Source organism: Cellulomonas sp. RIT-PI-Y (assembly GCF_025642745.1).
Lineage (GTDB): Bacteria > Actinomycetota > Actinomycetes > Actinomycetales > Cellulomonadaceae > Cellulomonas.
This window is the reverse complement of sequence record NZ_JANZKP010000025.1, coordinates 22,231-48,325: the sequence shown is the minus strand read 5'-3', so window position 1 is coordinate 48,325 and position 26,095 is coordinate 22,231. Positions and strand designations below refer to the sequence as shown.

General features: G+C 72.1%; 27 protein-coding genes and 2 tRNA genes. 15 read left to right on the top strand and 14 right to left on the bottom strand.

Going from position 1 to position 26,095, the window contains the following annotated elements; all coding sequences use genetic code 11:
• Positions 1-164: 164 nt before the first annotated feature.
• Genes OGL89_RS09765 through OGL89_RS09755 form a run of 3 tightly spaced genes read right to left on the bottom strand, consistent with a single transcriptional unit; the run spans position 165 to position 2,572 of the window.
• Complete coding sequence (locus tag OGL89_RS09765; protein ID WP_263119857.1) at positions 165-1,199, bottom strand: LLM class F420-dependent oxidoreductase; 1,035 nt, start codon at positions 1,197-1,199, stop codon at positions 165-167.
• Between the two features lie 42 nt (positions 1,200-1,241).
• Positions 1,242-2,210 carry a DUF1648 domain-containing protein gene (locus OGL89_RS09760; protein ID WP_263119855.1) on the bottom strand — a complete coding sequence of 323 codons (969 nt, stop codon included), beginning with the start codon at positions 2,208-2,210 and terminating at the stop codon, positions 1,242-1,244.
• Positions 2,207-2,572 carry a GntR family transcriptional regulator gene (locus OGL89_RS09755; RefSeq protein WP_263119852.1) on the bottom strand — a complete coding sequence of 122 codons (366 nt, stop codon included), beginning with the start codon at positions 2,570-2,572 and terminating at the stop codon, positions 2,207-2,209. Before OGL89_RS09755 ends, OGL89_RS09760 begins: the two co-directional genes overlap by 4 nt.
• A gap of 62 nt (positions 2,573-2,634) precedes the next feature.
• Here OGL89_RS09755 and OGL89_RS09750 point away from each other — a divergent pair, with 62 nt between their 5' ends.
• Both OGL89_RS09750 and OGL89_RS09745 read left to right on the top strand, forming a co-directional pair.
• Entirely contained in the window at positions 2,635-3,081 is a 447-nt protein-coding gene (locus OGL89_RS09750; protein ID WP_263119850.1) for a methylglyoxal synthase, read from the top strand.
• Positions 3,082-3,124: 43 nt separating this feature from the next.
• Positions 3,125-3,490: a cupin domain-containing protein gene (locus OGL89_RS09745; RefSeq protein ID WP_263119848.1), complete on the top strand. Its 366-nt coding sequence runs from the start codon at positions 3,125-3,127 to the stop codon at positions 3,488-3,490.
• Between the two features lie 49 nt (positions 3,491-3,539).
• Here the strand turns inward: OGL89_RS09745 and epsC are convergent, their stop codons facing one another.
• Both epsC and cysK read right to left on the bottom strand, forming a co-directional pair.
• Positions 3,540-4,145 (bottom strand): serine O-acetyltransferase EpsC, encoded by a 606-nt coding sequence (epsC, locus tag OGL89_RS09740; RefSeq protein WP_263119845.1) that lies wholly within the window; start codon positions 4,143-4,145, stop codon positions 3,540-3,542.
• A gap of 5 nt (positions 4,146-4,150) precedes the next feature.
• Positions 4,151-5,086 (bottom strand): cysteine synthase A, encoded by a 936-nt coding sequence (gene cysK / locus OGL89_RS09735; RefSeq protein ID WP_263119844.1) that lies wholly within the window; start codon positions 5,084-5,086, stop codon positions 4,151-4,153.
• Positions 5,087-5,420: 334 nt separating this feature from the next.
• On the opposite strand from cysK, the gene OGL89_RS09730 reads away from it, so the two are divergent.
• Positions 5,421-6,353 carry an alpha/beta hydrolase gene (locus tag OGL89_RS09730; protein ID WP_263119841.1) on the top strand — a complete coding sequence of 311 codons (933 nt, stop codon included), beginning with the start codon at positions 5,421-5,423 and terminating at the stop codon, positions 6,351-6,353.
• On the opposite strand, the gene OGL89_RS16955 is transcribed toward OGL89_RS09730, so the two are convergent.
• On the bottom strand, positions 6,350-6,982 hold the full coding sequence (locus tag OGL89_RS16955; protein WP_276582258.1) for a sugar O-acetyltransferase: 633 nt from the start codon (positions 6,980-6,982) through the stop codon (positions 6,350-6,352). The two genes, OGL89_RS09730 and OGL89_RS16955, sit on opposite strands and share 4 nt — an antisense overlap.
• A 70-nt stretch (positions 6,983-7,052) precedes the next feature.
• Positions 7,053-7,123: transfer RNA gene (locus tag OGL89_RS09720), tRNA-Gly, on the bottom strand.
• A gap of 199 nt (positions 7,124-7,322) precedes the next feature.
• On the opposite strand from OGL89_RS09720, the gene OGL89_RS09715 reads away from it, so the two are divergent.
• The 12 genes from OGL89_RS09715 to OGL89_RS09660 all read left to right on the top strand — a co-directional run bounded on the left by OGL89_RS09715 (position 7,323) and on the right by OGL89_RS09660 (position 18,102).
• Positions 7,323-8,099, top strand: coding sequence for an SDR family oxidoreductase (locus OGL89_RS09715; protein ID WP_263119862.1), 777 nt, complete (start codon positions 7,323-7,325; stop codon positions 8,097-8,099).
• Positions 8,100-8,102: 3 nt separating this feature from the next.
• A complete protein-coding gene (locus OGL89_RS09710; protein ID WP_263119839.1) occupies positions 8,103-8,726 on the top strand; it encodes a TetR/AcrR family transcriptional regulator in 624 nt (207 codons plus the stop codon).
• Positions 8,720-9,493 carry a hypothetical protein gene (locus OGL89_RS09705; RefSeq protein WP_263119838.1) on the top strand — a complete coding sequence of 258 codons (774 nt, stop codon included), beginning with the start codon at positions 8,720-8,722 and terminating at the stop codon, positions 9,491-9,493. The genes OGL89_RS09710 and OGL89_RS09705 overlap by 7 nt, the downstream gene beginning before the upstream one ends.
• Position 9,494: 1 nt before the next feature.
• Positions 9,495-10,772, top strand: a complete 1,278-nt coding sequence (locus OGL89_RS09700; RefSeq protein ID WP_263119835.1) for an aminotransferase class III-fold pyridoxal phosphate-dependent enzyme — start codon at positions 9,495-9,497, stop codon at positions 10,770-10,772.
• Positions 10,769-11,938, top strand: a complete 1,170-nt coding sequence (locus OGL89_RS09695; RefSeq protein ID WP_263119834.1) for an MFS transporter — start codon at positions 10,769-10,771, stop codon at positions 11,936-11,938. The genes OGL89_RS09700 and OGL89_RS09695 overlap by 4 nt, the downstream gene beginning before the upstream one ends.
• A gap of 13 nt (positions 11,939-11,951) precedes the next feature.
• Positions 11,952-12,025, top strand: a tRNA-Pro gene (locus OGL89_RS09690).
• A gap of 108 nt (positions 12,026-12,133) precedes the next feature.
• Positions 12,134-13,471: a trigger factor gene (tig, locus tag OGL89_RS09685; protein WP_263119861.1), complete on the top strand. Its 1,338-nt coding sequence runs from the start codon at positions 12,134-12,136 to the stop codon at positions 13,469-13,471.
• Between the two features lie 187 nt (positions 13,472-13,658).
• A complete protein-coding gene (locus tag OGL89_RS09680; RefSeq protein ID WP_263119833.1) occupies positions 13,659-14,279 on the top strand; it encodes an ATP-dependent Clp protease proteolytic subunit in 621 nt (206 codons plus the stop codon).
• A gap of 34 nt (positions 14,280-14,313) precedes the next feature.
• Positions 14,314-15,018: an ATP-dependent Clp protease proteolytic subunit gene (locus OGL89_RS09675; RefSeq protein ID WP_346770696.1), complete on the top strand. Its 705-nt coding sequence runs from the start codon at positions 14,314-14,316 to the stop codon at positions 15,016-15,018.
• 189 nt (positions 15,019-15,207) lie between these two features.
• Complete coding sequence (gene clpX / locus OGL89_RS09670) at positions 15,208-16,494, top strand: ATP-dependent Clp protease ATP-binding subunit ClpX (RefSeq protein WP_263119832.1); 1,287 nt, start codon at positions 15,208-15,210, stop codon at positions 16,492-16,494.
• Positions 16,487-16,789 carry a chorismate mutase gene (locus OGL89_RS09665; protein ID WP_263119831.1) on the top strand — a complete coding sequence of 101 codons (303 nt, stop codon included), beginning with the start codon at positions 16,487-16,489 and terminating at the stop codon, positions 16,787-16,789. The genes clpX and OGL89_RS09665 overlap by 8 nt, the downstream gene beginning before the upstream one ends.
• Before the next feature lie 113 nt (positions 16,790-16,902).
• The gene (locus OGL89_RS09660) at positions 16,903-18,102 is read left to right on the top strand and encodes a Vms1/Ankzf1 family peptidyl-tRNA hydrolase (protein WP_263119830.1); all 1,200 of its coding nucleotides are present in this window, start codon (positions 16,903-16,905) and stop codon (positions 18,100-18,102) included.
• A gap of 21 nt (positions 18,103-18,123) precedes the next feature.
• Here OGL89_RS09660 and efeB read toward each other — a convergent pair whose 3' ends face one another.
• The 7 genes from efeB to OGL89_RS09625 all read right to left on the bottom strand — a co-directional run bounded on the left by efeB (position 18,124) and on the right by OGL89_RS09625 (position 25,997).
• Positions 18,124-19,458, bottom strand: coding sequence for an iron uptake transporter deferrochelatase/peroxidase subunit (gene efeB, locus OGL89_RS09655; protein WP_263119829.1), 1,335 nt, complete (start codon positions 19,456-19,458; stop codon positions 18,124-18,126).
• A complete protein-coding gene (efeO, locus tag OGL89_RS09650) occupies positions 19,448-20,659 on the bottom strand; it encodes an iron uptake system protein EfeO (RefSeq protein ID WP_263119828.1) in 1,212 nt (403 codons plus the stop codon). The genes efeB and efeO overlap by 11 nt, the downstream gene beginning before the upstream one ends.
• Positions 20,660-20,695: 36 nt before the next feature.
• A complete protein-coding gene (gene efeU, locus OGL89_RS09645) occupies positions 20,696-21,553 on the bottom strand; it encodes an iron uptake transporter permease EfeU (RefSeq protein ID WP_263119827.1) in 858 nt (285 codons plus the stop codon).
• Between the two features lie 108 nt (positions 21,554-21,661).
• Positions 21,662-23,500, bottom strand: a complete 1,839-nt coding sequence (locus tag OGL89_RS09640; protein ID WP_263119826.1) for an AMP-dependent synthetase/ligase — start codon at positions 23,498-23,500, stop codon at positions 21,662-21,664.
• 65 nt (positions 23,501-23,565) lie between these two features.
• On the bottom strand, positions 23,566-24,318 hold the full coding sequence (locus tag OGL89_RS09635) for an amino acid ABC transporter ATP-binding protein (protein WP_263119825.1): 753 nt from the start codon (positions 24,316-24,318) through the stop codon (positions 23,566-23,568).
• Complete coding sequence (locus OGL89_RS09630) at positions 24,318-25,145, bottom strand: amino acid ABC transporter permease (protein WP_263119858.1); 828 nt, start codon at positions 25,143-25,145, stop codon at positions 24,318-24,320. Before OGL89_RS09630 ends, OGL89_RS09635 begins: the two co-directional genes overlap by 1 nt.
• Positions 25,146-25,184: 39 nt before the next feature.
• Entirely contained in the window at positions 25,185-25,997 is an 813-nt protein-coding gene (locus OGL89_RS09625; protein ID WP_263119824.1) for a transporter substrate-binding domain-containing protein, read from the bottom strand.
• Positions 25,998-26,095: the final 98 nt, after the last annotated feature.

Below are 26,095 nucleotides of genomic sequence, written 5' to 3'. Positions count from 1 at the left end.
ACAGCGCGGACAGCGACAGGGGAGCGTGCGATGCATGGGCACGGCCGCCTCCTTCGCGTCGTCTTACCCGCTGAGACATGACGTTCACGCCTCGGGATGGGTCGAACTTAGCGGTGACCACCGGCCCGCACAAGGCGCGATACCGACCGTCTTGCCAGGTGGGATCAGCTCAGCGCGTCCACCACGCTGGGCAGCTCCGCCGGAGCGCACTGCAGCACCATCGTCGTCACGGCCGTCGACCGCCAGGACGCCGCCTGCTCCGCCAGGTCCGCCGGCGTCCCCACCAGCGCCACGTCCCGCACCAGCTCGGTGGGCACCGCCGCCGCGGCCCGGGCCCGGTCGCCCGCCGACCAGTGCGCCTGGATCTCGGCGCAGGCCTCCGCATAGCCCAGGCGGGCCAGCGCGTTCGCGTGGTAGTTCGCGCCCTTGGCCCCCATGCCGCCCGCGTACAGCGCCACGAACGGCCGGATCCGGTCCGCCGCCGACTCCACGTCCGCGCCGAGCGACACCGGGACCGTCGCCGACACCTCGAAGTCCTCGACCGCCCCCGTGCCCGCCACTCGCCGCGCGAAGCCGTCGGCCAGCAGCTCCCGGAACTCGCCGTCCAGTCGCGGGGCGTAGAACAGCGGCAGCCAGCCGTCCGCGATCTCCGCGGCCAGCGCGATGTTCTTCGGCCCCTCGGCGGCCAGGTGGATCGGCAGGTCGGCGCGCAGCGGATGGACCGTGGACCGCAACGCCTTGCCCAGGCCCATCCCGGTGCCCTCCGGCAGCGGGAGACGGTAGAAGTCGCCGTCGGCGCGCACGGGGATCTCGCGGCGCAGCACGTCCCGGACGATCGCCACGAACTCCCGGGTCCGGGCCAGTGGGCGGGGATAGGGCGCGCCGTACCAGCCCTCCACCACCTGGGGTCCGGAGACGCCGAGCCCCAGGGTGAACCGTCCGCCGGACAGGTGGTCCAGGGTCAGCGCCGCCATCGCGGTCGCGGTCGGCGTCCGGGCGGCGATCTGGGCCACCGCGGTGCCCAGTCGCACCCGCTCGGTGGTCGCACCCCACCAGGCGAGCGGCGTGAACGCGTCCGAGCCGTAGGCCTCCGCGGTCCACACCGAGTCGACGCCGAGCCGGTCGCACTCCCGCACCGCCTCGGCCGCACCGGGCGGGGGACCCGCCGACCAGTAACCGGTGTGGAACCCGATGCGCATCCCTGCTCCCGTCGTCGTCGACGGGCGTCATGCTGCCCGGTCTCACACCGTCCGGCGACCGGAGTCCTGTGCCCGCTCGGCCAGGGTGGCCAGCAGCGCCGCCCCGGTCTCCGCGTCCGGCACCGTCACGACCAGATCGCGCCCGCCGGTCCGTGACACCCGGATGCCCTCGCCGTCCCGCAGCACATAACCGACCGAGCCGTTGCGCCCGACTCGAACGCCCCAGCCGCCGAAGTCCCGGAACGCTCGGACCTCGGTGACCTCCACTGCGGTGATCTCCTCCCCGGGGACATCCGCCCGCGGCCAGCCCAGCGCGGAACGCAGATGCAGCCCGGTGCCGTCCACGGTGACCCGGAAGATCATCATGCTGGCCAGCAGCACGCCGAGGAGTGTGGCGATCATGAGCAGCGCCGGCGTCCGGAACGCCACCGACAGTCCCGCCATCAGCAGCGTCGTGCCGCAGCCGATCCACAGTCCGACGGTGCTGGTCACCCGTTGGCTCCACACCGCGCGCTCCTGTGCGCCGAGGTCGAGGCGGGGTCCCTGCACCGTGCCGGCGGCCGGGTCGGGTCGGTCCGAGGGAACCGCCCAGGCGGCCAGTCCGCCGAGCAGCGGTCCGGCCGTCAGCGCGACCAGCAGCGTGCCGTCCACTCCCGGGGTCTGCGCGGCATCGGTCAGCCCGCGGGCGCCGGCCAGCGTGCCCAGGGTGCTGGCCGCCCCGAAGACGCTCATCCCGACCCCGAAGCCCACCCCCAGTCGTCGGGTGGCCGCGGAACGGCCGAGCAGGATCGCCATCAGCCAGGCTCCGATGGCCAGCACCCCGAAGATGCCCAGCATCGTCGCGAGGAACCCGCTCAGCGATCCGAAGCCGTCCGCCCCGTCCGGGCCGAAGTGCACCGCGATCGGGTCCGGCAGCTCGGGGCGCCAGGACCAGGCGAGCAGCCCGGCCGCCATCAGGAATGCTGCCGAGGGCAGCAGCCCGAGCAAGGTGCTGGACAGACGGTGGTTCATCGCTTCTCCGTTCCCAGTGCCTCGCGCACCAGTCCGAGGGTGGTGTCGGTGGCCAGTCCCAGGTCTCCGACTGCAGCCACCAGGGCGTCCAGTGCCTCGTGCAGCGGGGTGAAGTCCTGTGCGCCGCGGTCGGCCACGAGGGCTCCCCGGCCCCGGCGCAGCTCGATCAGGCCCTCGTCGCGCAGGTCCTGGTAGGCATGCAGCACAGTGTGCAGGTTGATCTCCAGGGAGCCGGCGAGCTCGCGGGCGGCGGGCAGTCGATCACCGGGGGAGACCTCCCCGCGGATCACCGCAGCTCGCACCTGCCGCGCGAGTTGCTGGAACAGCGGCTCATCGGCGGTGGGATCGATCCGGAACAGCATCAGAACACTCTAGTTGTTTGATGAGAACTAGAACAGTCAGGTGGCGGCTCTACCCTGGGCACATGGTTTCCGTCGCGCATCACATCGCCCTCGTCGCGCACGACAACAAGAAGGTCGAGCTGCTCCGCTGGGCCGAGTTCAACCGGGGCACCTTGTCGCGCCACCACCTCTACGCGACCGGCACCACCGGCACCATGCTCGAGTACGAGCTGGGCCTGCCGGTCACCCGCCTGCTGTCCGGCCCGATCGGCGGCGACCAGCAGATCGGCGCCAAGATCGCCGAGGGCGTCATCGACATGCTGGTCTTCTTCTGGGACCCGCTGGAGCCGCAGCCGCACGACCCCGACGTCAAGGCGCTGCTGCGCATCGGCGCGGTCTGGAACGTCCCGATGGCCAGCAACCGGGCCACCGCGGACATGCTGATCTCCTCGCCGCTGCTGTCCGACCCGTGGACCAACCGACCGGAGATCGGCGCGCGCACCTGGACCGACGGCGCGGTCGAGGACTGACCGAGCGCGTGGGGGACACCGTGACGTGGAGAGGACCCGGGGCATGACGGACGAGGTGCGCAATGTGCGCGACGCGCTCGCCGCGGTCACCGAGCACTGGCAGCCCCACCGGCTGACGAGCATCAACGACTACGACGTCAAGGTCGTCAAGCTGCACGGCGAGTTCGTGTGGCACACCCATCCCGAGACCGACGAGCTCTTCATGGTGCTCAGCGGGCGGCTGACCATCCAACTCCGCGACCGCGACGTCGTCCTGAACCCGGACGACGTGTTCGTCGTGCCGCGCGGCGTCGAGCACTGCCCGAAGGCGGCGGGGGAGGTCCACGCGCTGCTGGTCGAGCCCCGGGGCACGGTCAACACCGGGGACGCCGGAGGCGACATGACGACGGCCGTGCGAGAACTGCCCTGATCGGCTCCTGCCCGCGCCCGGCAGCTCCGTCCGCCCTAGGCCGCGCGGCCTAGATGTAGATCGCCGGGTCGTCGATCTCCGGCTCCGGGGGTGCGGCGGCGGGCTTGCGGCGGATCGTCGCCGGGACGCCGACCGCGACCTCGCCCGGCGGGACGTCGCGCAGCACCACGGCGTTCGCGCCGATCTGGGCGCCGTCGCCGATCCACACCGCACCGAGCACCTTGGCCCCGGCGCCGACCACCACGCCGTCGCCGACGGTCGGGTGCCGCTTGCCCTTGCGCATGGACTTGCCGCCCAGGGTCGCGCCGTGGAACAGCACCACGTCGTCGCCGACCACCGCGGTCTCGCCGATCACCACGCCCATGCCGTGATCGATGAACAGCCGCCGCCCGACGGTCGCTCCCGGGTGGATCTCCACGCCGGTGATCGCCCGGGACAGGTGCGCCAGGATCCGGGCCGGCAGCCGCAGACCGGGCTCGCGCCACATCCGGTGCGCCACCCGGTGCGCCCACACCGCGTGCAGCCCCGGGTAGACCAGGGCGACCTCGACCAGCGACCGCGCGGCGGGGTCACGCCGCCGCGCGGTCTCCAGGTCCTCTCGCAGCGTCCGGGTGAACCGGCGCAGCGGCGAGGGGCGGGTGCTGGTCGAGGTCATGTGGTTCAGTCCAGGAGGTCGGCGTAGAGGATGGTGGACAGGTAGCGCTCGCCGAAGGACGGGATGATCGTGACGATCAGCTTCCCGGCGTTCTCCGGCCGCTTGGCCAGCTCGATCGCCGCGTGCAGCGCCGCACCGGAGGAGATGCCGACCAGCAGGCCCTCGTCGGTGGCGGCCTGGCGGGCGACCTTCACCGCGGTGTCCGCGTCGACGTCGATGATCTCGTCGTAGATCGAGGTGTCCAGGATCTCCGGCACGAAGTTCGCGCCGATGCCCTGGATCTTGTGCGGGCCCGGTTGCCCGCCGTTCAGGATCGGCGACTCGGCCGGCTCCACGCCGACGATCTGCACCGAGGGCTTGCGCTCCTTGAGCACCTGGCCGACGCCGGTGATCGTCCCACCGGTGCCGATCCCGGCGACAACGATGTCGACCGCGCCGTCGGTGTCGTTCCAGATCTCCTCGGCGGTGGTCCGGCGGTGGATCGCCGGGTTGGCCTCGTTGGCGAACTGGCGGGCCAGGATAGCGCCCGGACGCTCCTCGACCACCTCGTTCGCCCTGTTCACCGCGCCCTTCATCCCCTCGGCGGCCGGGGTGAGGATCAGCTCCGCGCCGAACGCCCGCAGCAGCGCGCGGCGCTCCTTGGACATCGACTCCGGCATCGTGAGCACGACGTCGTAGCCGCGGGCCGCGCCGACGAACGCCAGGGCGATGCCGGTGTTGCCGCTGGTCGCCTCGACGATGGTGCCGCCGGGCTGCAGCGCGCCGGAGGCCTCGGCGGCGTCCACGATCGCGACCCCGATCCGGTCCTTCACCGAGTTCGCCGGGTTGTAGAACTCCAGTTTGCCGACCACCGTGGCGCCGAGGCCCTCGGTCAGCTTGTTGATCCGGACCAGCGGGGTGTTGCCGATCAGCTGGGTCGCGTCGTCGTAGATGCGTGCCATGTCATGCCGTCCTGTCTGGGAGAAGGTGCTGGATCGGGGCGAGCGCTGGCCCGGCGGGCGTCGGGTCCCGGTCCGGGACCCGGAGCGGCCAGCGCTCTATCGACAGTGACAGGAGGTGGTGACTCCGGCGGCGCGCGGGGCGGGCACGTGCGACTGCGGCATCGTGCGCTCCCTCCGTGCGGTCCCAGGTCACCGGCCGGTTCGGCCGAGCTGACGGTAGCCGTAACAGCCCGGCGCCGACAAACATGCCCGCGCGCGGATGTCCACCTGTCACGGGCTCCACCGTGGCCCAGTCCGACCCCCGTCGCCACCGCTCACGTGCCACGATGCGGGCATGACCGACGCAGACGTCCTCGGCCCCGACTGGCGCCGCCGCACCCTCCCGCTGCGGCCCGACCGCCCGGGTGCGCCCGATCCGGTCGCCACGCTGGTCAACCGCCGCGACGCGGGCACCGACCCGGACCGCCCGGCCGTGCTCTACGTGCACGGATTCGTCGACTACTTCTTCCACGCGCACGTGGCCGACGACCTGGCCGCGCGCGGCATCGACGTGTACGGCCTGGACCTGCGGGACTACGGGCGCTCCATCCGCCCCGGCCGCCGCCCGAACACCACCCGTTCGCTCGGGGTGTACGCCGAGGAGATCGACACCGCCGTCCACCTGCTCCGCCGCCGGCACCGCCGGGTCGTCCTGCTCGGCGCGTCCACCGGCGGGCTGATCGCCTCGCTCTGGGCGGACGCCCGCCGGGGCACCGGCCTGATCGACGCCCTGGTGCTCAACAGCCCCTGGCTCGACCTGCGCGGCACCCGGTTCGAGCGGACGGTCCTCACCGGCGCGATCGACGTGCTGGGCCTGCTCGTCCCGGATCTGCCGCTGCGCCGGATGGCCCCGCACTACGGCGAGGCCCTGCACGCCGAGTGGCAGTACGACCTCGCGTGGAAGCCGCACACCGAGTTCCCGGCCCGGGCCTCGTTCGTCCGTGCCGTCCGCCGCGGGCACGCCGCCGTCCGCCGTGGGCTCGCCGTCGACGTGCCGGTGCTCATGCTCACCTCGGACACCACCGGACCCGACGACCGCTGGCACGAGCACCTGCTCACCTCGGACTCGGTGCTGGACGTCGCCGACATGTGGCGCCTCGCCCCGAGCCTGGGCGAGGACGTCACGGTCGAGGTGATCGAGGGCGGGGGCCACGACCTCGCACTGTCACCCGAGCCCGCCCGCAGCGCCTACCTGGACGCGGTCGCGGACTGGGTGGAGCGCAGCTAGACGGCCGGGGCCCCGGCCGCCCGGATCACCCGCGCCGGGTTCCCGCCCACGACCACCCCGGCCGGGACGTCCCTGGTCACCACGGACCCCGCGGCGACCACGCTGTCCGCACCGATCGTCACCCCTGGGCACACCACGACGCTGCCGCCGAACCACACGTTGTCCCCGACCGTGATCGGCAGCGCCCGCTCCCAGCCCTCGCGGCGCAGGGCGGGGTCGGTGGGGTGGTTGGAGGTGTAGAACCGTGCGTCCGGCCCGATCAGCACGTCCTCGCCCACGGTGACCCGGCCGCCGCCGATCACCATGAACCCGGTGTTGACGAAGGTGCCCCGGCCGACGCTCAGATGCGGTCCGTACTCCACGTAGAACGGCGGGCGGAAGTCCGCGCCCTCGCCGAAGCCGCCGATCGTCTCGCGCAGCAGCGCCACCCCGGCCGCGGCGTCCTCGCGGTAGACCTCGGCGATCCGCCGGGACGTCTCGTGGCCGTGCGCGGTGATCTCGCCCAGCTCCGCGCTCAGCCGGTACCGGTACCAGTCCCCGGCGAGCAGCTTCTCGTACTCGGAGCGCGGATCGGTCGGGTCGGGGAGCGCGGGGTCGACGACGGCGTCGTCGCGGGTGGGGGTGGTCATGCGGCGGAGCTTAGGCCCGCTGGTCGAAGCGGTTCCGGGACGTCCGGTCGACGAGCGATCCGGTCAGGGGAGCGGATGACGGGAATCGAACCCGCGTAATCAGTTTGGAAGACTGAGGCTCTACCATTGAGCTACATCCGCGCGGACCCGGGACGACCCGGATCGCGCGACCAGCCTACCGGGTCCCGGCGGCGGGCTGGTGCACCGGACGGTCCGACGTTCCGGGGGTGTTGCGTCCCGGTAAAACCTTCCCGTCCGCTCTGGTGCCCCCGGCGCCCGGCTGCGACGCTGGCGCGACTGGGTCGATCGACCCAGTCGGGTCACAGCACCGGAGGCCACCATCACCGGCACCGTCCGCCCCGTCGCCCTGATCACCGGCGCCAGCTCCGGGTTCGGGGCCGAGTTCGCCCGCCGGTTCGCCGCGCGAGGCCACGACCTGGTGCTGGTCGCCCGTCGCAGGGACCGGCTGGAGCAGCTGGCGGCGGAGCTCCCCTCGACCACCTGCACCGTGCTGCCGGCGGACCTGTCCGACCCGGGGGCGCCGGCGGCACTGCTCGGTGAGCTGGCCCGGCGCGGCATCCGAGTGGACGTGCTGGTCAACAGCGCCGGGTTCGGCAGCTACGGCCGGTTCGAGGCGGAGGACCCGGACCGGATCGCGGACGAGGTGCAGGTGAACGTCGGCGCGGTGACGGCGCTGTCCCGGCTGCTGATGCCCGACCTGCTCTCCTCCCGGCGCGGCGTGCTGCTCAACATCACCAGCACCGCCGCGTACCAGCCGAGCCCGTCGCTGGCGGTCTACGCGGCGACCAAGGCCTACGTCCGGGCGCTCACCGAGGCGCTCTGGCAGGAGAACCGTGGCACGCCTCTCCGGGTGCTCGCCCTGGCTCCGGGACCGACCGAGACCGAGTTCTTCGAGGCGGCCGGTTCGGACCGGTTCAAGGTCGGTCAGATGCTCTCCGTGCCGCAGGTGGTCGACGTGGCCTTCCGCGCGCTGGACCGCCGGGACCCGCCGCCCTCGGTGATCGCGGGCCGGCGGAACCGGTGGACCGCGGTCGCCGCCGGCCTGCTGCCGCGTCGCTGGGTGCTCCGGGTCGCCGACCGGCTGACGGGGGAGTGAGCGATGCCCCGGATCGCGGTCGAGGACCGGCGCCGCGCGCTGATCGACGCCGCGGTGCGGGTGATCGCCCGGGACGGGGTCGCGGCGGCCAGCACCCGGGCGGTGGTGGGCGAGGCCGGGATGTCGCTGGCGAGCCTGCACTACGCCTTCGACTCCCGCGAGCAGCTGCTCGCGGCGGTGGTCGCGGAGGTCACCGACGCCGAACGCCGCGCTGCCGAGGAGGGTCTGCTGCCCCGGGTGGAGGCGACCGACCCCGAGACGGCCGTGCATCGTGGCCTGGACCGCTACCTCGATCTGTTGGTCGCCGCCCCGGAGCGCGAGCTGGCCCTGCTCGACCTCGCCGTGTGGTCCGCCCGCCACGCTCCCGACGCGGTGGCCGCCCAGTACGCCGTGTACCGGGAGGCGGCCCGGGCCAGCCTGGTCGCGGTGGCCGCCGCCACCGGGGCACGCTGGACGGTGCCGCTGGACGACGCCGCGCGGCTGCTGGTGCTGATCACCGACGGGCTGACCACCGCCTGGCTGGCCGACCGGGACACCCCCGCCGCCCGCCGTTCCCTCGCCTTCGCCGCCCGTTCCCTGGCCGCGCTCGCGGTCACCGACCCCAGCCCCGGAGCCGCCCGATGCTGACCGAGACCGATCCCCGCGCCGCCGCCTTCGTGAATCTGCACGCGGTGCTCGGCGCCCTGCCCGAGCTGGTGCGCCTGGTGCCGGAAGCCCGCGACCTGCTGCGTTCCGATCCCCGGCCGACCACGGTGGCCCTGGTCGTGCGCGGCGGCCCCCGCGCGGTGCTCGCGTTCCGGGACGGGACGGTGCGCCTGGTGCCGGACCGGGCCGTGGGCACCGTGGTGCTGCCCTTCGCCGGACCGGCGGCATTCAACCGGGTGATCGACGGATCCGCCCAGCCGGTGCCGGTCACCGGCCTGCACCGGGTGGGCTTCCTGCTCCGGGTCTTCGCGCCGCTGACCGAGCTGCTCGCGCGCTATCTGCGGCCGGGGGAGGCCGACCTCGCGGACCCCGGGTTCCGGGCGACCAGCACCGTGCTGACCCTGCGGGTCGCCGCGGCCGCGGTCGCGCAGCTGGCGGACGAGGACGTGTCCGGCCGGTTCTCCGCGCACCTGATCCCGGACGGCGACGTGGCCCTGGAGGTCGGCGACGAGCTGGCCTACACCCTGCGGGTGCGCGACCACCGGATCACGTTCCTGTCCGAGCGGTCCCCGTCGCCCCGGGCCGCGATGACCTTCGCCGATCTGGACGTGGCCGGCCGGCTGCTGTCCGGGCAGGTGAGCGCGATGGCCTGCATCTGCGACGGCAGCATCGCCATGCGGGGCACGGTGTCGATGGTCGACAACGTGAACCGGATCCTCGACCGCGTCGGCCAGTACCTCGGAGACTGAGATGACCACGACCCCGCTGACCACCCCGTACACCTACACCCGCAGCCGGGAGCTCTTCGACCGGGCGTTCCAGGTGATCCCCTCCGGCATCTACGGCCACCAGGGTCCGGCCGAGGGCTGCTACATCCCGACCTCCGCGTTCCCGTTCTTCTCCGAACGGGCCGAGGGCACCCGGTTCTGGGACGTGGACGGCAACGAGTACCTCGACTACATGTGCGGCTACGGGCCGAACATCCTCGGCTACAACGACCCGCGGGTGCACGCCGCGGCCGCTGCCCAGCAGCGGCTCGAGGACGTGGTCACGATCCCGTCGGCGATCATGGTCGACTTCGCCGAGCTGCTGGTCGACACCGTGGCCAGCGCCGACTGGGCGTTCTTCGCCAAGAACGGAGGCGACACCACGACGCTGGCCGTGCTCACCGCCCGGGCGGCCACCCGGCGCAAGAAGATCGTGTTCTTCGACGGCTTCTACCACGGGGTCGCGCCCTGGACCCAGAAGCTCGACTACCCCGGGGTGCTCGCCGAGGACGTCGCGCACAACCTCTACGCGCCGTGGAACGACCTGGCCGCGCTGCGCCGGATGTTCGCCGAACACGCCGGGGAGATCGCCGGGCTGATCGCCCAGCCCTACATGCACGGGAACTTCGTGGACAATGAGCTGCCCGCTCCGGGGTTCTGGCAGGGCGTGCGAGCGCTCTGCGACGAGTACGGGGTGGTGCTGATCGTCGACGACGTGCGCGCCGGGTTCCGGCTGGACCTGGCGGGATCGGACCACTACTTCGGCTTCCGCGCTGACCTGATCTGCTTCTGCAAGGCGCTCGCCAACGGCTACAACGTCTCCGCGCTGTGCGGACGCGAGGAGCTGAAGGACGTGGTGAGCAGCCTGTCCTACACCGGCTCCTACTGGATGAGCGCGGTGCCGTTCGCCGCCGGGATCGCGACTCTGACCGCGCTGCGCGAGCTGGACGCACCGGCGCTGTTCGACCGGCTCGGCACCACGCTGACCACCGGCCTGGTCTCCGCCGCCGCGGACCACGGGCTGCACCTGGTGGCCTCCGGCGCACCCGCCCTGTTCTATCTGCGCCTGGCCGACGATCCTTCGCTGATGCTGCACCAGGAATGGGTGGCCGAGTGCGTGCAGCGCGGGGTCTTCCTCACCTCGCACCACAACCACTTCCTGAACGCCGCGCTCACCGAGGCCGACATCGCCCGCACCGTCGAGGTCGCGCACGAGGCGTTCGGGATCGTCGCGGCCCGGCACCCCGAACTGCGCGGATGACCACCCGGTCGGCGGTCGCCCTGGCCTACGCCGCGCAGGGACTCGGCTACGCCACGGTGGTCACCGCGCTGCCCTCCTTCAAACAGCGCCAGGGGATCGACGACACCGCGGTGTCCCTGATCGTGCTGCTGGTCTGCGTGACCGCCGCCGCCGGGTCGGTGCTCGCCGAGCGGGTCGCGACCCGGCGGGGCAGCCGCACCGCCCTGCTGCTCGGCCTGGTGCTCCAGGCGCTGGCGCTGCCGGTGGTGGCGCTGGCGACGCCGATGCCGGTGTTCGTCGCCGGCTTCGCGCTCTACGGCCTCGGCCTGGGCACGGTCGACGCGGCGGCGGGCATCCAGGGCGTGCTGGTGCAGCACCGGCTCGGCCGCCCGGTGATGTCCGGCTTCTTCGCCTGCTACACCGCCGCGGCCGCCGCGGGTGCGCTGCTGATGTCCGCCGTCGCCCGGACCGGGGCCGCGATCGCCCTGCTGGTCGCGGCGGTGGCGCTCGCCGTGGTGGCGCTGGGCGCCCGCCGGCACCTGATCGGCACCGATCTGCGGCTCGCCACCCCGGGCCCGGTCCGGGCGCCCCGTCCGCTGCCCACCCGTGGCATCTGGCTGTTCGGCGGTGTGATCCTCGCGGCGTTCGTCGTCGACTCCGCGGTGAGCACCTGGAGCACGGTCTACCTGCACGACGTGCTGCTGGCCTCGGCCACCGTGGCCCCGCTCGGCTACGCCGCGTACCAGGCGGCCGTCCTGGTGACCCGGCTCGCGGGCGACCGGCTGGTCTCCCGTGCCGGACGCCCGCCGGTCGTGCTGGCCGCCGCGGTGCTCGCCGCACTCGGCCTGACCCTCACCGCGCTGGTCCCGGCGGGCTGGTCGGCGATCGCGGGCTTCGCCGCCGCCGGGGTGGGGGTCGGCGCCCTGGTCCCGATGGCGTTCTCCGCCGCTGGGGAGCTCGACCCGGGGCGGGTGGACGAGGTGATCGCACGGATCAACCTGTTCAACTACGCCGGCGCCGTCCTGGGGGCGGTGCTGGTCGGCCTGCTCGCCGACCGGCCCGGGCTCGGCCTGGCGTTCCTGCTGCCCGCGCTGCTGGTCGCGCCGGTCTCCGGGACCGCCCGCCGGTTCGTCGTCGCGGCGCCCCCGGAGGCCGAACCGGTCGGGCGGACGGTCCCCGGCCACTAGACTCTGCCCCGCACGGGATGTGGCGCAGGTTGGTAGCGCGTCCGCTTTGGGAGCGGAAGGTCGTGGGTTCGAATCCCGCCATCCCGACCCTGTAGCATCGATCAGCCGACGCGCGCGCTTCGCTGTGCCCGCGTTCGGGCCCGGCCAGGGTCCGCCCCGGCCCATCGACCGTCCGATCAGTTGGAGATCATCGAAGTGAAGAGCGCCGTCGAGACCCTGGAGCCCACCAAGGTCAAGCTGACCATCGAGGTGTCGTACGACGAGCTCAAGCCGAGCATCGACCACGCCTACTCCCACATCGCGGAGCAGGTGAACATCCCCGGCTTCCGCAAGGGCAAGGTGCCGCCGCGCATCATCGACCAGCGGGTCGGCCGCCCGGCGGTCATGGAGCACGCCGTCAACGACGGTCTGTCCGAGTTCTACGCCGCCGCGATCCGCGACAACACGCTGCGCCCGCTGGGTCAGCCGGAGATCGACGTCACCACGGTGCCCGGCCTGACCGCCGGCGACGAGGGCGACCTGGTCTTCACCGCCGAGGTCGAGGTCCGCCCGGAGATCGAGATCCCGGAGCTGGAGGGCCTGACCATCGCGGTCGAGGGCCTGGAGGTCTCCGACGAGGACGTGCAGGGCCGCCTCGACCAGCTGCGCGAGCGCTTCGGCACCCTCGTCGGCGTCGACCGCCCGGCCGCCGACACGGACTTCGTCGTGATCGACCTTGTCGCCAAGATCGGCGACGAGGAGGTCGACACCGTCTCCGGCATCTCCTACCAGATCGGCTCCGGCAACATGCTGGAGGGACTGGACGAGGCGCTCACCGGCCTGTCCGCCGACGAGACCACCACCTTCGAGACCGAGCTGGTCGGTGGTGAGCATGCGGGGGAGAAGGCCCAGGTCACCGTCACCGCGTCCCAGGTCAAGCAGCGCGACCTGCCCGAGGCCGACGACGACTTCGCCCAGATGGCGTCCGAGTTCGACACGATCGCCGAGCTGACCGACGACCTGCGCGAGCAGGCCGGCCGGATCAAGGGTCAGAACCAGGCCGTCCAGGCCCGCGACCTGCTGCTCGAGCAGCTGGTGTCGGCGATCGAGATCCCGGTCCCGGCCGGTGCCGTCGAGGCCGAGGTGCACCGTCACCTGGAGCAGGAGGGCCGTCTGGAGGACGACACCCACCGCGCCGAGGTGAAGGAGCAGGCCGAGACCGCCCTGCGCAACCAGATCCTGCTGGACACTCTGGCCGAGAAGCTTGAGGTCAAGGTCGCCCAGGGCGAGCTGATCGACTACCTGGTGTCCGCGTCCCGCCAGTACGGCATGGACCCGAACACCTTCATCCAGACCATCGACCAGCAGGGCCAGATCCCGGCCATGGTCGCCGAGGTCGCCCGGTCGAAGGCGCTGGCCGTCGCGCTGCGCCGGATCGCCGTCACTGACGACAAGGGCGCCGCGGTCGACCTGTCCGAGTACATCGGCTCGGACGCCGACGATGCAGCCGACGCCGCTCAGGACTCCTCGGAGGACGAGGCCACCCAGGCCTGACCGACGTCCCACCGGAGGCCCCGTCGCACGTTCGTCGTGCGACGGGGCCTCCGCCGTTCCCGCCCGCTGCTGCCGGCAGCGCCCGTGCGCCAACAGCGAAACGGGGGTCCGGCGGGACGATCCGCAGGTGACCCGGGCGTTAGGGTCGCTGCAACAGCACACCACCGCACGTCATGAGGGAGCCTTCGTGAACGACCAGACGCCGGCCATCGCCCGGGCAGAGTCCGCGGGCCTCGGCCTCAACGACTCCATCTACAACCGGCTCCTGCGCGAGCGGATCATCTGGCTGGGGTCCGAGGTCCGGGACGAGAACGCCAACGCCATCTGCGCGCAGATGATGCTGCTGGCGGCCGAGGACCCGGACAAGGACATCTTCCTGTACATCAACTCGCCCGGTGGCTCGATCACCGCGGGCATGGCGATCTACGACACCATGCAGTTCATCAAGCCGGACGTCGCCACCGTGGCGATGGGCATGGCGGCCTCGATGGGCCAGTTCCTGCTCTCCTCGGGTGCCAAGGGCAAGCGCTACGCGACCCCGCACGCCCGCGTGATGATGCACCAGCCCTCCGGCGGCATCGGCGGCACGGCCACCGACGTCCGGATCAACGCCCAGCTGATCCTGCACATGAAGACCGTGCTGGCCGAGCTGATCGCCGAGCAGACCGGCAAGTCGGTCGAGCAGATCACCAACGACTCGGACCGCGACCGCTGGTTCACGGCGCCCGAGGCCCTGGAGTACGGGTTCATCGACAAGGTCGTCACGCACGCCGGCGCGGTCGCCGGTGGCGGCGGCACCAACGCCTGACGACCCCCGACCTGACGTCCCAGAAGGAGAACCCGTGAGCACCGAGTCGCAGTTCATCGCCCGTGCCGGGCGCCTCGCCGGGGGTTGGGGCGGCACCGCCGCACCCTCCCCGTCGTCCCGCTACGTGCTGCCCCAGTTCGAGGAGCGCACCGCCTACGGCTTCAAGCGGCAGGACCCGTACACCAAGCTGTTCGAGGACCGGATCATCTTCCTCGGCGTGCAGGTGGACGACGCCTCCGCGGACGACATCATGGCCCAGCTCCTGGTTCTGGAGAGCACCGACCCGGACGGCGCCATCACCCTGTACATCAACTCGCCCGGTGGCTCGTTCACCGCGCTGACCGCGATCTACGACACGATGCAGTACATCAAGCCGCAGATCCAGACCGTCTGCCTCGGGCAGGCGGCGTCGGCCGCGGCGGTGCTGCTGGCCGCCGGCTCGCCGGGCATGCGCCTGGCGCTGCCGAACGCCCGCGTGCTGATCCACCAGCCCGCGATGGAGGGCGGCGGCTACGCCCAGGCGTCGGACATCGAGATCCACGCCAACGAGCTCATCCGGATGCGCGAGTGGCTGGAGGCGACCCTGGCGCACCACACCGGTCGCGACCTGGAGCTGGTCAAGCAGGACATCGAGCGCGACAAGATCCTGACCGCCGCGCAGGCCCTGGACTACGGCATCGTCGATCAGGTGCTGCAGAGCCGGAAGGGCGTGACCGCCACCACCGTCGAGCCCAAGTGAGCGACGGGTGCGCCCCGGGTGGAATCCACCCGGGGCGCACCCGCGACACGCCAGGTCCGCCGGGCCTCCGGCTGACACCGACCCGGGCCGTGGTGTGCAATGGTTCATCGGGCGTCCGCGGGCCCAGGCAGGTCCGGCGGAACGCAGACGGCTCGACGGCAGCGCGGCAGAGCGCACGGGAGGACAGCAATGGCTCGCATCGGAGACGGCGCCGACCTGCTCAAGTGTTCGTTCTGTGGCAAGTCGCAGAAGCAGGTCAAGAAGCTCATCGCGGGACCTGGCGTCTACATCTGCGACGAGTGCATCGAGCTGTGCAACGAGATCATGGAGGAGGAGCGCGCGGAGGCCTCCGAGCTGGGCATGACCGAGCTGCCCAAGCCCAAGGAGATCTTCGAGTTCCTCGAGCAGTACATCGTCGGCCAGGAGCCCGCCAAGCGGTCGCTCGCGGTGGCCGTCTACAACCACTACAAGCGGATCCAGGCCGGTGCCACCAGCGGGACCGTGGGCAGCGTGGGCTCCGGCGAGGACGCCGTCGAGATCGCGAAGTCCAACATCCTGCTGATCGGCCCGACCGGCTGCGGCAAGACCTACCTGGCCCAGACCCTGGCGAAGATGCTGAACGTGCCCTTCGCCCTCGCGGACGCCACGGCGCTCACCGAGGCCGGGTACGTGGGCGAGGACGTGGAGAACATCCTGCTCAAGCTGATCCAGGCCGCCGACTTCGACGTGAAGAAGGCCGAGACCGGGATCATCTACATCGACGAGATCGACAAGATCGCCCGCAAGGCCGAGAACCCGTCGATCACCCGTGACGTCTCCGGTGAGGGCGTCCAGCAGGCGCTGCTGAAGATCCTGGAGGGCACCCAGGCCTCGGTGCCGCCGCAGGGCGGGCGCAAGCACCCGCATCAGGAGTTCATCCAGATCGACACCACCAACGTGCTGTTCATCGTCGCCGGCGCGTTCGCCGGGCTGGACGAGATCATCACCAGCCGCTCGGGTCGCAAGGGGATCGGCTTCGGCGCCCCGCTGCATTCCGCGGACGACAAGGACGTCTTCGGCGAGGTCATGCCGGAGGACCTGCTGAAGTTCGGGCTGATCCCGGAGTTCATCGGCCGCGTGCCGGTGATCACGACCGTGTCGCCGCTGGACCAGGAGGCGCTGGTGCGGATCCTCACCGAGCCGCGCAACGCCCTGGTCAAGCAGTACCAGCGGATGTTCGAGATCGACGGCGTGGAGCTGGAGTTCACCGACGACGCGGTCGCCGCGATCGCGGACCAGGCGCTGCTGCGCGGCACCGGAGCCCGTGGGCTGCGCGCCATCATGGAGGAGGTCCTCCAGCAGGTGATGTTCGAGGTGCCGAGCCGCGACGACGTCGAGCGCGTGGTGGTCAACCGTGAGGTCGTGCTGGAGAACGTGAACCCGACGCTGGTGCCCCGCCAGGCCGCCAAGCGCGCCCCCCGGGAGAAGAGTGCCTGAGTCCCTGCCCCCCGAGCTGGCCCGACTGCGTGGCAGCATCGACAACTTCGACGCCGCGCTGATCCACATCCTGGCCGAGCGGTTCAAGGCCACCCGGCAGGTCGGCGCGCTGAAGGCCGAGCTCGGCCTGCCCGCGTCCGACCCCGGCCGTGAGGCACGCCAGGTCGCCCGCCTGCGGGATCTGGCGCACGAGTCGGACCTGGACCCGGTGTTCGCGGAGAAGTTCCTGGCGTTCATCGTCGACGAGGTCATCCGGCACCACGAGGAGATCGCGGGCCAGCAGCCGCTGTCCTGAATCCCGCTGGCGTTCGTCGCCCGGGTGTCAGAGGGTGGGAAGGGTCAGACGGCCGGCCACCGAGGGCCACGCCTCCGGTGTGTCGGTCCCACGGCTCGCACCTGGAGGTTGCCTTGGATCTGCACTGGCTGAAGCCGCTGCTCGGACGTCCCGGCCCGTTCATCACCGTCCTGCTCGACGCCACCCGCGCCGACGCGTCCGGTGACGCGGAGGTCGCCGGCCGATGGAAGTCCCTGCGCCGCGAGCTGTCCGCCGCGGGCGCGTCGGACACCCTGCTCGACGTGATCGAGGAACGGGTGACCCGCCCGACCGGGGTCGCCGGACCGCACGGCCGGGTGGTGATCGCGGACTCCACGGAGATCGTGGTCGACCGCACGGTGAAGGAGCCCCCGGCGCAGTCCAGCGCGGTCTACGACGCGGTCCCGGCACTGGCCCCGGCGGTGCGGGCCGCCGACCAGGCCACCCGCTTCGTCCTGGTGGAGATCGACCGGCAGGGCGCGGACCTCACCTGGTCCGACGGCACCAGCGCCCGCCCGGAGCGGGAGGTGGTCGACGGCGACCACGACGTGCTGCACAAGATCCGGGAGGGCGGCGGCTGGTCGCACCGCCGGATGCAGACCCGCGCGGAGGACTCCTGGGAACGCAACGCCGAGACGGTGGCCGCCGACCTGGACAGGCAGGTGGCCGAGCGGCACCCGGAGATCGTCCTGGTCACCGGGGACGTGCGCGCGGTGGCCCTGCTGCGGGACGCGGTCGGGCAGCCGGTGCGCGACCTGCTGGTCGAGGTCGTCGGCGGCTCGCGGGCGGACGGGGTCAACCAGTCGGCCTTCGAGCAGCGGGTCAAGGACGCGCTGCTCGCGCACCGGGCCCGCCGGCGGGAGAAGGTGCTGGACCGGTTCCGGACCGCCCAGGGCCGTGGCGAGGCGGCGGTGACGTCGATCGGTGACCTGGTGACCGTGCTGCAGCGTGGTCAGGTGGCCGAGCTGCTGATCCGGGACGACCTGGCGCTGCCCGGCTCCGCGCTCACCGCACGCACGCTGTCCGTCGGCCCCGAGCCGCTGCAGTTGGCCACGGCCGCCGCGGATCTGACCGCGCTCGGTGCCGATCCGGCGACCGCGCGGGAGATGCCTGCCGACGTCGCGCTCCTGCGGGCGGCGCTGGGTCAGGACGCCGGGCTCACCCTGGTCCCGGACGGCAGCGCCGACCTGGTCGACGGGGTCGGCGCGGTGCTGCGCTGGGTGGACGAGTCCACGCCCAGCGAGGCGGTGCCCAGCCAGTCCGCCGACCAGGCGCGGCTGCGCGACGTGGTGTGAGAGCGGCCCTCGGGGCCGGTGTCAGCCGAACAGCCCGGCCCCGAGGTACCCGTCGTCCACCAGTGACCCGTCGGCCTCGATCGCCGGGACGCCCGGCGGGATCGCGAACAGCGCCGACGACGTGTGCAGCAGGTACTCCGCCATCAGGTCGTGCTGGGCGAGTGCCTGCTGCATCGGCACGTACTGGGTGCGCGGGTCGCGGGTGAACGCGATGAAGTACAGCCCGGCGTCGAGCCGGCCCAGCGCGTCGTTGCCGTCGGTGAAGTTGTAGCCGCGGCGGAGCATCCGCACCCCGCTGTTGGTCGTGGGGTGGGCGAGCTTCACGTGCGAGTCGGGGTCGATCAGGGTGGCGCCGTCCCGGCCGGTCAGGGCGAAGTCCGGCTCGGTGAACTCCTCGCCGCCGGACAGCGGGGCGCCGGAGCCCTTGGTGCGGCCGACGACCTTCTCCTGCTCGCGCAGCGTGGAGCGGTCCCAGGTCTCGATCGTCATCCGGATCCGGCGGCCGGTGAGGTAGGAGCCGCCGGTCATCCAGGCCGAGTCGGTGCCGTCCGCCGCGGCGTCGGCGTCCTGCACCCAGACGTGCTGGTCCACCGCGGCGGTCTCCTCCGCCATGATGTTGGCGGTGCCGTCCTTGAAGCCGAACAGGTTCCGCGGGGTCTTCTGCGCCGTGGAGGTGGAGGAGGTCCGGCCGTAGCCGAGCTGCGCCCACCGCAGTCGGGCGGTGCCGAAGGCGGCCCGGGACAGGTTCCGGACCGCGTGCACGGCCACCTGCGGGTCGTCGGCGCAGGCCTGCACGATCAGGTCGCCGTCCGAGCGGGCCGGGTCCAGGTCGTCGCCGGGGAAGTGCGGCAGCGGGTCCAGTGCGCCGGGCAGCCGGTCGGCGAGGCCGAACCGGTCGGTCTCGCCGTCCGCTCCGAGGAAGAGTGACCGCCCGAAGCCGATCGTGATCGTGAGTCCCGCGGCGGGCAGGTCGGCGGCCTCACCGGTGTCGTCCGGCGGGGCGTCGTAGCTGCCCTTGTCGAAGCCGAGCGGCCCGGCCGACAGCCCCTGGGTCAGCCGGGCGGCCATCGTCGTCCACGAGCGGAGCAGATCCTTCAGGTCCTCGACGTCGACCGTCGTGAGATCGAAGGCCGCCAGGTACATCCGGTCCTGCGCAGGGGTGACGATGCCCGCCTGGTGCGCCCCGGCGAAGGGGTAGGTGCGGGTCTCACCGCCGGCGGCGGCGTCGGGGGCGGAGGCACGTCCGGCCCAGAAGCCGCCACCGGCCGTCGCGGCCACCAGCCCGGCGGCACCGCCACCGAGCAGGAGCGCGCGACGGCTGGGGCCGGGCCGTGGGTCGGACGGCTCAGGAGGCATCGGTGATCACCGCGGTGAGATGCGACAGCGGCTCGCTCACCGCGTCCACCGCCGCGGCCAGCTCGGCGACCTGGTCGGCGGTCAGCTCGTCGTAGTACACGAAGCCGTCGTCGATCGAGCCGTACTGGGCCAGCAGGTCGTCCAGGGCGGCGAACCGGTCGTCCAGCTGGGCGACCAGGTCGGGGTCCTCCTGCTCGGCGACGCCGCGCAGCACGCCCAGGCCGACCTCGGCGCCGTCGACGTTGGCCCGGAAGTCCCAGAGGTCGGTGTGCGACCAGATCTCCTCCTCGCCGGTGACCTTGCCGGTGGCGACCTCGTCCAGCAGTTCCTTGGCGCCGTTCGAGATCTGGAACGCCTGGAAGGTGAAGTCGTCGGCGGTGACCCGGTCCTCCAGCTCGCCGGTCAGCTCGACCAGCTGGTCGGCGGCCGCCTGGCGCTGGTCGGCGGTCAGCGCGGTGTAGGCCTCGCCGCCGTTGTCGGCCGCGTCCGGCTGCCAGAGGTCCTTCTCGATGTAGTGCCAGCCGCTCCACTCGTCGCCCTCGGCCAGGTCGGCCTCCCGGGCGTCCAGCAGCGGGTCCAGGTCGCCGAAGGACTCCGCGACCGGCTCGATCCGCTCCCAGTGCGCGCGCACGCCCGCGTACAGCGACCGGGCGGTGTCGTCGTCGCCGGAGGTGTAGGCGTCCGCGAACTGCTGGGTGCCGGTGACCAGCGATCCGACCTGGTCCTTCACGTAGGCGACGTAGCTGGTCTCGGCCTCGGCGAGCTGGTCGGCGAGGGCGCCGGTCGGGCCGACGTCCGCACCGGAGTCGGTCACGGTGAAGGCGGCGGTGATGCCGTCGCCCACCATGCCGGGCTTGCAGGCGGTGTAGTAGTCGCCCGGGGCCGCCTGGACCACCAGGTCGCGGGTCAGGCCCGGGCCGATGTTCTCCAGCTCGGAGACGACCCGCAGCTTGTCGTCGGCGAGCAGGTAGAACTCGGTGACGTCGTCGCCGCTGTTCGTGATGGTGAAGGTGAGCTTGCCGGACGGCGCCTCGACGGCCGAGACCGTGCAGGCGTCGGCGGTGGAGTCGACGGTGATCGCCTCGGCGGCGTCGGCGGGGGCGTTGTTGTCCACGCAGGCGGCCAGCGGGAGGACGAGGGCGCCGACGGTCAGGGTGCGCAGGGCCAGCGTGGGCAGGACGGCGCGGGTGGGACGGGTCATCGGTGCTCCGGGTGTCTCGGGCGGGAAGGACGGGGATCAGGCCGCGGGTTCGGCGGCCGGTGGTGCGGGCGCGGGGGACGGGCGCCGTGCACCCGGTCCCCAGACCTGACGGATGTAGAGGAAGCCGACCGGCACCAGGTACGCGCACCAGGCGGCGACCTCGAGCCAGGTGGGGGCGGGGGAGAAGGTGAACAGCCCGGCGAGCAGCGTGCCGTACCAGCTGGACGGCGGGACGATCGCGGAGATGTCGTAGGCGATGGCACCGAGGCCGGGCAGGATCCCGGCCTCCTGCAGGTCGTGCACGCCGTAGGCGACGACGCCGGCGGCCACCACGACCAGCAGTGCACCGGTCCAGGAGAAGAACACGCCCAGGTTGAGCCGCACCGCCCCCCGGTACACCGCCCAGCCGAGCACCACCGCGATCGCGATCCCGATCAGCGCACCGATCAGCGGCCCGGCGACGGTGGACGAGGCCTGCGCACCGGCCCAGAGGAAGAGCGCGGTCTCCAGGCCCTCCCGTCCGACCGCGAGCAGCGCGACCACGTAGACCGCGCGGCGTCCGGCCAGCAGGGCCTGGTCGAGCCGGCCCTCCAGGTCCCGCTTCAGGTGCCGCGCGGTGCGGGACATCCACAGGATCATCCAGGTGAGCAGCCCGGCGGCCACCAGGGACAGCGTGCCGCCGATCGCCTCCTGCGCCTCGAAGGTCAGGCCCTTGGGCCCGAAGGTGAGCAGCGCGCCGAAGCCGAGGGAGATCACGACCGCGGTGCCGACCCCGGCCCACAGCGCGGGTACCAGGTCGCGACGACCGGTGCGCACCAGGTAGGCCAGCAGGATGCCGACCACCAGCGAGGCCTCCAGGCCCTCGCGCAGACCGATCAGGACGTTCGCGACCACGCTTGCCTCCCACGCTCCGTCAGGTATGCCTTACCTAACAGCGGGAGACTGTAGCGCTCGTGAACGCGTTCCGGAACCGGCGTCCGGTGAATCGGGCGATACGGGCGATTAGTGCGCCCCGCCCGCCGCCTTCTCCTCGGCGCTCCGGGTGTCGGTGTACAGCGCCTCGACGTCCGCGGCGAAGTCCTGCAGCACCAGCGCGCGCTTCACCTTGAGCGAGGGGGTGAGGTACCCGTTCTCCTCGGTGAAGTCCGAGGTCAGCACCCGGATCTTCTTGATCGCCTCTGCCCGGGAGACCGCCTCGTTCGCGCGGGCGGCGGCCCGGTCCAGCGCGGCGAGCACGTCGGGGTGCTGCGCGGCGGCGCGGATGTCCATCGCGGGCAGCCCGTGCATGCTCAGCCAGCCCGGCAGCATCTCGTGGTCGAGGGTGACCAGGGCACCGATGAACGGCCGGCCGTCGCCGACCACCACCACCTGGGACACCAGCGGGTGACCGCGGAACCGGTCCTCCAGCATGGCCGGGGCGACGTTCTTGCCGCCCGCGGTCACGATGATCTCCTTGGCGCGGCCGGTGATCCGCAGGTACCCGTCGTCGTCGAGCGACCCGAGGTCGCCGGTGGCGAACCAGCCGTCCTGCAGCGCCTCCGCGGTCGCCTCGGGGTTGTCGTGGTAGCCGCGGAACACGTGCGGGCCCTTGGCCCAGATCTGGCCCTGGTCGTCCACCCGCAGCGTGGTGCCGGGGTAGGCCGGTCCGACGGTGCCGATCTTGATCAGCTCCGGCGTGTTCACCGCGCTCGGGGCGGTGGTCTCGGTCAGGCCGTAGCCCTCCAGGATCACCACGCCCATGCCGCGGTAGTAGTGGCCCAGCCGCTCGCCGAGCGGGGCGCCGCCGGAGATCGCGTACTTCATCGACCCGCCCATCGCGGCGCGCAGCTTGCGCAGCACCAGGCTGTTGGCCACCGCGTGGGCGGCCGTGAGCTGGGGGGAGGGTCCGCCGGCGGTGTCCAGCGCGCGCGAGTAGGTGATCGACACCTTGGCGGCCCAGCGGAACATCTTCAGCGTGAAGCCGGAGCCGGCCTTCTGCTCCGCGGAGTTGTAGACCTTCTCGAACACCCGGGGCACGCCCAGGATGAACGTCGGCCGGAAGGACGCGAAGTCGGCGAGCAGATTGCGGGTGCTGGGCGCGTGGCCGAGCACCGCGCCGGACTCGATCCCGATCATCTGGATGAACCGCGCGAAGACGTGTGCCAGTGGCAGGAACAACAGGGTGCGGTCCCCGGGCTTGGACACCACCTCGCCCAGCCGGGCGACGCCATTACGGATGTTGTCGACGAAGTTCCCGTGCGACAGCTCCACCCCCTTGGGGCGGCCGGTGGTGCCGGAGGTGTAGATGATCGTGGCCAGGTCATCCGCCGACGCCAGAGCACGGCGGCGCTCGATCTCCGCGTCATCGACGGCGGCTCCCTGGTGGATCAGCCGGCCGATCGCGTCGTCGTCGACCACGAACACCCCGCCGAGCTCGGGCGCCTCGGCCCGGACCTGCTCGACCACCGCGGCGTGCGCGGCGGACTCCACCACGGCCAGCCGGGCGCCGGAGTCCGCGAGGATCCACTGCACCTGCTCCGCGGAGGAGGTCTCGTACACCGGCACACCCACGCCACCGGCGAACCAGACGGCGAAGTCGGCGAGTGTCCACTCGTAGCGGGTACGGGACATGATCGCGACCCGCTCGCCGGGCTGCAGTCCCTGCGCGACCAGCCCCTTGGCCAGCGCCGTGACCTCGGAGACGAAGCCGCTGACCGTGACCGGCTGCCACGATCCTCCCAGCCCGGTCTTGCGCTCGATCAGCACACCGTGCGGGTCCCGGGCGAGCCGGCCGAGCAGCAGGCCAGGGACGTTGAGCCGCGGGTCGTGCGGCACGGGGGTATCGGCGCTGAACTCGCGCATCGGTGCTCCAGGTCTCAGGTCGATCGGACGGCCCTGACGGGCACAGTCCGGCATCGTATCGGCCGTCAGACCCCCGACGTGCGGGTCGGGTCCAGCACCCGCTGCAGGAAGGTCCGGGTCCGGGCCTCGCGCGGTGCGCCGATCACCTGGTCCGCGGTACCGTCCTCGACCACCACGCCGCCGTCCATGAACACCACCCGGTCGCCGACGTCCCGGGCGAAGGCCATCTCGTGGGTCACCACGATCATGGTCATCCCGGCGTCCGCGAGGTCGCGCATCACGGCCAGCACGTCACCGACCAGCTCGGGGTCCAGGGCGGAGGTCGGCTCGTCGAACAGCATCAGCTGCGGGTCCATCGACAGCGCCCGGGCGATCGCCACCCGCTGCTGCTGACCGCCGGACAGCTGGGCCGGCAGCGAGTCGGCGCGGTCGGCGAGGCCCACCCGGGCCAGGTTCTCCCGGGCGATCCGCTCGGCCTCGGCCCGGGACCGCTTGAGCACCTGGCGCTGGGCCATCGTGCAATTGTCCAGCACCGTGCGGTGCACGAACAGGTTGAACTGCTGGAACACCATCCCGACGTGGGTGCGCACCCGGTCGATGTCGACGTCCGGATCGGTGACGTCGACCCCCAGCACCTCGATGCGCCCGGCGGTCGGCTGCTCCAGCAGGTTCACGCAGCGCAGCAGGGTCGACTTGCCGGACCCGGAGGGCCCGATCACACAGACCACCTCGCCCTGGCGGACCTCCAGGTCGATGCCGGTGAGGACCTCGCGGTCGCCGAAGGACTTGTGCAGATCCGTGATCTGGACGACGGACATCAGCGGCTCCTCACGCCTCGACGCTCGAGGTACCGGGCGAGCTGGCCCAGCGGCAGGGTGATCAGCAGGTAGCAGGCGCCGATCAGGAACAGCGGGGTCAGGCCGCCGGTGGCGTTGTTCAGCGCGTCGCGGCCGATCTTGGTCAGGTCGTACTGGACGGTGGCCAGCCCGAGCAGGAAGACCAGCGAGGTGTCCTTGGTCAGCAGGATGAACTCGTTGGTCATCGGCGGCAGCACGATCCGGAACGCCTGCGGGATGACGACCTGGACCAGGGTGCGGCCGTGCGACATGCCCAGCGAGCGGGCGGCCTCGACCTGCCCGGTGGGCACCGCCTGGAGCCCGGCGCGCAGCGTCTCCGCGATGTAGGCCGCGGAGACCATGCCGAGCGCGAGGGCCGCCTTGAGCGTCACCGAGCCGATCGAGATGCCGAAGGCGATCGGCACCGCGTAGCCGAAGGAGATCACCACCAGCAGCGCCGGGATGCCCCGGAAGAACTCGATGTAGACCGTCGCGATCCAGCGGTAGAGCCGCACCGAGGACAGCTTCATCAGGGCCAGCAGGGTGCCGAGCGACAGGCCGACCGCGAAGCCGCACAGCGTGTAGATCACCGTGTTGAGGAAGGCACGGGGGATCTGCGGGGCGATCTGCGCGATCGCGTCCTGGTTGAAGAAGTTGTCCCCGATCCGGGACCAGTCGACCACCGACGCGAGTACGACCACCACGACGACCAGTACCGCGTACTGGACGATCCGGGCGCGGCGGGCGCGCCGGCGCGGGCTGATCCGGCGTCGGCCGGTCTGCGGCGGGACGAGGCCCGGACGGCCCACGGGATCCGGGGTCGGTCCGGCGGCGGTGGTCGACACGGGTCAGCTGTCCGAGGGGCTCGGGGTGGCGGAGTCGGCGGGCGCGCTGCCGATGAACTCGGTGTAGAGCTCGTCGTAGGTGCCGTCGGAGTGGATCCGCTCCAGGGTGGCGTTCACCTGGTCGAGCAGGGCGGTGTTGCCCTTCTTCACGCCGAAGCCGTACTGGTCCCCGGTGGTGAAGGTCGCGGTGACCTCGAATCCGTCCGCGATGTACGGGCCGAGCACCGCGATGTCGTTGACCACCGCGTCGACCTGGCCGGTCTTCAGCGCCTGGATCTGCAGGCCGAGGTCCTCGAACTGCACACCGTTCAGGCCCTTGTCCTGGACCCAGTCGTCACCGGTGGTGGCCTGCTGCACGGCGATCGACTTGCCCTCCAGCGCCGCCTCGGAGTCGAGGTCCGAGCCCTCGGCGACCAGCAGGCCGAGGTCGGCGTCGAAGTAGGGGTCGGAGAAGTCGAACTTCTCCGCGCGCTCCGGGGTGATCGAGATGCCGGAGGCGACGATGTCGCAGTTGCCGGTGTCCAGGTCCGCACCGGACTGGATGCCCTCGAACGGGCTGGACTTGACGTTCAGCTCCACGCCGAGGTCCTTGGCCACCTCGCCGACGATGGCGGGGTCCAGACCGGTGATCTCGCCGCCGTCCTCGTACTCGAAGGGCTCGAAGGGCGGGTTGGTGCACATGGTCAGCTGACCGGCGTTCACCAGCTCGACACCGCCGGTGGCGTCACCGCCCGCGGAGTCGTCGCCGCTGGAACAGGCGGCGAGCAGCAGGGCCGCGCTCGCGGCGAGGGGCAGCAGGGCGGTACGGGTGCGCATCGTGATCTCCTCCGGAGGACTGGAACTGGAAAACCATACAGGCCCGGCGATAGATATTCATAAAGCCGAAGGTCCCGGGGACGACGACGGGCCCGCCA